We start from the raw sequence: 4,663 nt of genomic DNA, 5'->3' as shown, positions 1-4,663 counted from the left end.
ACCATTGTCGGCCTAATCCGCGGTCTTTCATGCAGCAGGGGCTCTCAATGTTTTTATGTCCTGCTCATATCGTCTGTACCGGCAGTTTGGGACACTCCTTGCGTTAAGAGGCTGGCGTGCGTCAACCTGTTCTCATTGCAGCAAAAAAAATCGCCCCGTTCTTGGTTGAGGACGGGGCGATTCGTCTTTTGGACTTGTGCAGCCAGGCTTATGCAAAGCGGGCGACGAGCTCCTGGAGCACGTCGGTCATCTTGACGAGCGAACTGACCGGGACGAACTCGTTGACGCCGTGGTAGCAATAGCCGCCGGTGGAAAGGTTGGGGCAGGGCAGACCGCGGAACGACAGCTGAGCGCCGTCGGTGCCGCCACGAATCGGCAGCACTTGGGGCTCAACGCCGCAGGCAAGGTAGGCTTCCTTGGCAACATCAATAAGCTCGGGATAGTCACGAACGATCTCGGCCATATTTCGATACTGCTGCTTAATCTCGACCGTCACGCGCTCCTCACCCAGACGCTGGTTGAGCATCGAGGCGGCGGCATCAATAAGGTCGAGTTTCTGCTGGAACTTGGCGGCGTCATGGTCGCGGACGATATAGCGCGCTGTGGCGTGATCGACGGTCGCAGATACACCCTCAAGGTGATAAAAGCCCTCGTAGCCTTCCGTATACTCCGGGCGCTGCGCGTAGGGGAGCAACGCGTTGAAGTCGCAGAACAGATTGCCTGCGTTGACCATACGGCCCTTAGCGTCGCCCGGGTGGATGGACTGGCCCTCAAAGCGGACGGTCGCCTCGGCGGCGTTAAAGCACTCCCACTCCAGTTCGCCGATGGGGCCGCCGTCGACCGTGTAGGCGTACTTGCAGCCAAAGGTATCGATATCCAACAGCTCGGCTCCGTGGCCGATCTCCTCGTCAGGGCAGAAGCAAATGCCGAGTGCGGGATGGGGCAGAGAAGGGTCCTGAGCGATACGCGCGACAAGCGACATGATCTCAGCGACGCCCGCCTTGTCGTCTGCGCCCAGCAGCGTGGTGCCATCGCTGCAGACCAAGTCCTCACCCGCGAGGTCGTTCAGGGCGGGAAGCTTGGCGGTACTCATGGCAACGGGCTTACCGTCAACCGTGCCACAGACCAGGTCGCCGCCTTCGTAGTGTACGATATGCGGCTTCACGCCGGCGCCCGGTGCAACTTCGGTGGTGTCGAGATGGGCAATCAGGCCCAGGGCGGGCTTGTCCTCAGCGCCCGCACTTGCGGGGATATGCGCGCAGACATAGGCGTGCTCGGTCACGTGGGCATCTTCCGCACCAAGCTCGCGCAGCTCTTCAGCCAGCACGTTGGCAAGGTCAAACTGAACGGCGCTCGAGGGTACCTGGTCGCAGTTTGCATCCTCGGACTGCGTGTTGATCTGGACGTAGCGCAAAAAGCGCTCGAGGACATCGGGGTTCGTGGTGGTGTTTTCCATAAAGACCGCTCCAATCTTGGTCGTCGTGTGCAACAAGAACTCTAGCACGGTATGCCACGGCATACCGCGACGCTTGGATGGGGTAGAATCAGCCATTGAATGCAGAAGGGACGGAAGATCATGGATACGACAAATAGCTCGCGCGAACTACATCTGACGGTGGCGAACGAAGACTACTTGGAGTGCATGGTTCGCATTGAAAGCGAAGAGGGGGAAACCAACGGCGTTCGATCGGTCGACATCGCGCAGCGCCTTGGCGTCTCCAAGGCATCGGTCAATAAAGCGGTTTCGGCGCTCAAGGCATCCGAGCTTGTCGAGCAATCGCACTACGGCAAGGTAGTCCTGACCGATCGCGGCCGCGAGGTTGGCACGGCTATCTGGTACCGTCATCGCCTCATCCGCACGTTTTTGGTTCAGGAGCTCGGTGTCGAATTTGAGCGAGCCGATTCCGAGGCCTGCATGATGGAGCATGCGCTATCCGAGGACACGATGAGCCGCTGGCTCGCCTATCTCGAAAAGCAGGGAATCAGCGTCGAGGAATAGCGGGATATATATGGATACGAGTTATTACAACCGCTTTGGTGCCGAGGAACTTGCGCGCCGCTTGTCGAGCGAGACCTTGTTGGCGCAGGGCCCCATGGGCAGTGTCTTGTTGAGTGAGTACGATGCCGCCGACATTCCACCGGCGTTTTGGAATCTGGCAGAGCCGCAGACCGTTTCTCGTATCCATCGCTTGTATGTCGCCGCCGGCGCGCAGGTGCTCATTACCAACACCTTTCAGGCATCGAGCTATGCCCTCAAGCACGACCAGATTGCGCCGTCCGTGGCGGAGGTCAATCGCGGGGCCGTCGACGATGCCCGCCAGGCGCACCCTCAGCTGCTGCTGGGCTCGATGGGCCCGATCGGTATTGAGTGGTTTGCCGAGGACTCTGCCGAGTATCGTGAAATCCGAGGCATTGCGCGCGAACAGGCGCACGCCTTGCTCAATGCCGGCGTTGACGGTCTGCTGATCGAGACGGTGACGTCTATCCGTAATTTGCAGCCCATGCTTGCCGGCGCTCGAGATGCCGCCGACGGCATGCCTGTTCTGGTGAGTTTTGTCGTTGACGAAAAAGGCGACCTGTTGGGCGATGGCCTCAACATCGAGGCAGCCGTTTTGTACGCCGAAAAACACGGCGCAAACTCGGTTGGTGTTAATTGCTGTTCGCTTTCGGCTGCGAACGCGGCGGTGCCCAGGATGGTTGCATCGGCGACTACTCCCGTCACGGTGCGTCCCAACGTAGGCGATCCGGTCCAGACTCAGGATGGCCCCGTATGGCACGAGAACCCCGAAGCTTTCGCGCGCGCATGCATCGAATGGAGGCATGCCGGTGCCGCAATGGTGGGCAGTTGCTGTGGAACCACGGCAATCACTACGGCAGCGATGGCCGAGGCGCTCGATATATAAAGGGCAAAACCGCTCCATACGGGGCGGTTTTTTTATTGCCTGCATGTTCTCGGCAGCATTTGCCCAAATGGTGAATGCTGGTGCCGGCAGGTTGCCGAGTGCATGTTGCGGGTATACCTCATGCGTACCATGATCCAAACACTGTGAGGTGTCTGCGCGTGTGCGCGATAATTCATTTTGGAACTGACGGTTGGCGCGCTCGCGTCGATGAGGACTTCACTGCCGATAACGTTGCCCGTATCGCCGATGCCGTCGGCGAGTTGTGGCAAAAGACCAATCCGGGCAAAACGGTATATATAGGGTTCGACACCCGGCCCCTGGCGCGCGAGTTCGCTGAGCTTGCGGCGGGCGTGCTAGCAGCGCACGGGCTGGACGCCGTGCTCGCTTCGCGACCTGTTCCGACCCCTGCCCTTACGTGGGCGGCGGCTTATGACGGTGAGGCGTGCGGCGCGCTCATGGTGACGGGGTCCCATCATCCGCAGGGTTATCTGTGCCTCAAGATTCGCATGGGTGACGGCTCGACCGCCAACCAGGATGTCATCGAAGAGCTCGAAGAGGCCATGGCTCCCGAGCCAATGGGGATCGAGGGGCAATATCGCACCGCGGATATCATTCCTGACTATATGCAGGCGGTGGCATCATTTGTCGATGCCGAAGCCATCCGCGCCGCGCACCTGCGCGTGGTTGTTGATCCCATGGGCGGCGCAGCCCAGGGCTATCTAGCTGACTTGCTGCGCGAGCTTGGCGTTGAGGTGCACGAGATTCACGCCGGGCAGGCGTCTGACCAAGAAGATATCTGCCCCGACCCCGTTGAGCCTTGGGTGGACGCTTGCGAGCGCACGGTTATCGAGGACGGAGCTTGCGCTGGCCTGGTGACCGACGGCGACGCCGACCGTATCGGCGCGGTTGACGAGCGCGGCAGATATATACATCCGCATCAGATCATGGCGCTCGTTTTGGGCGACTTAGTTCAATTTCGTAACTTGGAGGGGCGCGTCGTCGTCAACCTTTCATGCTCGACGCTCGTGCGTCGCATTGCCGAGGCGCTTGGCTGCCGCGTGACCGTCAAACCAGTCGGTTTCAAATATATAGCGGCGGAGATGAAGAAGGGCGGCGTCCTCATAGGCGGCGAAGAAGCCGGTGGTATCGGCATCGCCGCGCATATGCCCGAGCGCGATGGAATCCTCGCCTGTCTGATTCTGTGTGAGCTTATGGCAAAGACGGACGCGCCTTTGGGCGTTCTGGTCGACCAACTCGAGGACAGTTTTGGTAAGACGAGTTACGGTCGACGCGATTTACGCCTTGAGGCCGAAGATGCCGAAACGTTACGAACCCTGCTGCCGGGCGTAAACCCCAAGTCGATTTGTGGCAAGGTGCCGCAAAACGTTAGTCATATGGATGGATTGCGTTTGGCATTCGAGGATGACACATGGCTGCTGGTCCGTCCTAGCGGGACCGAACCAGTGGTGCGCGTCTACGCCGAGGGGTTCTCGGTGGAAGAACGTGATGAGTTGCTCGATGCTGGCTGTGCTTTAGCTAGGGGGACGTATCCGCTTTAACCATGAGACTGCCTTATATAAAGAGATGCTCGGCGAGCGGTAGGTAACGGCTGGCAAACGTTAGTCGGATCCCAAGATGTGTAGGAAATGTGTACGCCCAGATTCCCGCCCCGGACGCCCCTCCGGTCTGGCAATATATCTCCTTGCCGCGCGGCCCGGTCGGACCGGATCAGCCGCACAGGCGTGCACCTTGAGAACCGG

Annotated in this window: 4 protein-coding genes; 3 read left to right on the top strand and 1 reads right to left on the bottom strand. The window is 59.7% G+C overall.

Annotated features, from left to right (window positions below):
* Nucleotides 1-208 precede the first annotated feature (208 nt).
* Nucleotides 209-1,456, bottom strand: coding sequence for a peptidase T (gene pepT / locus FGQ67_RS09865; protein ID WP_138341767.1), 1,248 nt, complete (start codon nucleotides 1,454-1,456; stop codon nucleotides 209-211).
* Between the two features lie 120 nt (nucleotides 1,457-1,576).
* Between pepT and FGQ67_RS09860 the strand changes: the two genes are divergently transcribed.
* The 3 genes from FGQ67_RS09860 (at nucleotide 1,577) to FGQ67_RS09850 (ending at nucleotide 4,462) form a co-directional block, all read left to right on the top strand.
* Entirely contained in the window at nucleotides 1,577-1,999 is a 423-nt protein-coding gene (locus tag FGQ67_RS09860) for a metal-dependent transcriptional regulator (RefSeq protein WP_138341765.1), read from the top strand.
* A gap of 10 nt (nucleotides 2,000-2,009) precedes the next feature.
* Entirely contained in the window at nucleotides 2,010-2,903 is an 894-nt protein-coding gene (locus tag FGQ67_RS09855) for a homocysteine S-methyltransferase family protein (RefSeq protein WP_138341763.1), read from the top strand.
* A 158-nt stretch (nucleotides 2,904-3,061) separates the two neighbouring features.
* Complete coding sequence (locus FGQ67_RS09850; protein ID WP_138341761.1) at nucleotides 3,062-4,462, top strand: phosphoglucomutase/phosphomannomutase family protein; 1,401 nt, start codon at nucleotides 3,062-3,064, stop codon at nucleotides 4,460-4,462.
* The last annotated feature ends 201 nt before the right edge of the window (nucleotides 4,463-4,663 follow it).

This window comes from Collinsella aerofaciens (assembly GCF_005845035.1).
Taxonomy (GTDB): domain Bacteria; phylum Actinomycetota; class Coriobacteriia; order Coriobacteriales; family Coriobacteriaceae; genus Collinsella; species Collinsella aerofaciens_I.
Note: the sequence above shows the minus strand (reverse complement) of the source record. Positions and strands in the feature narration are given on the sequence as shown.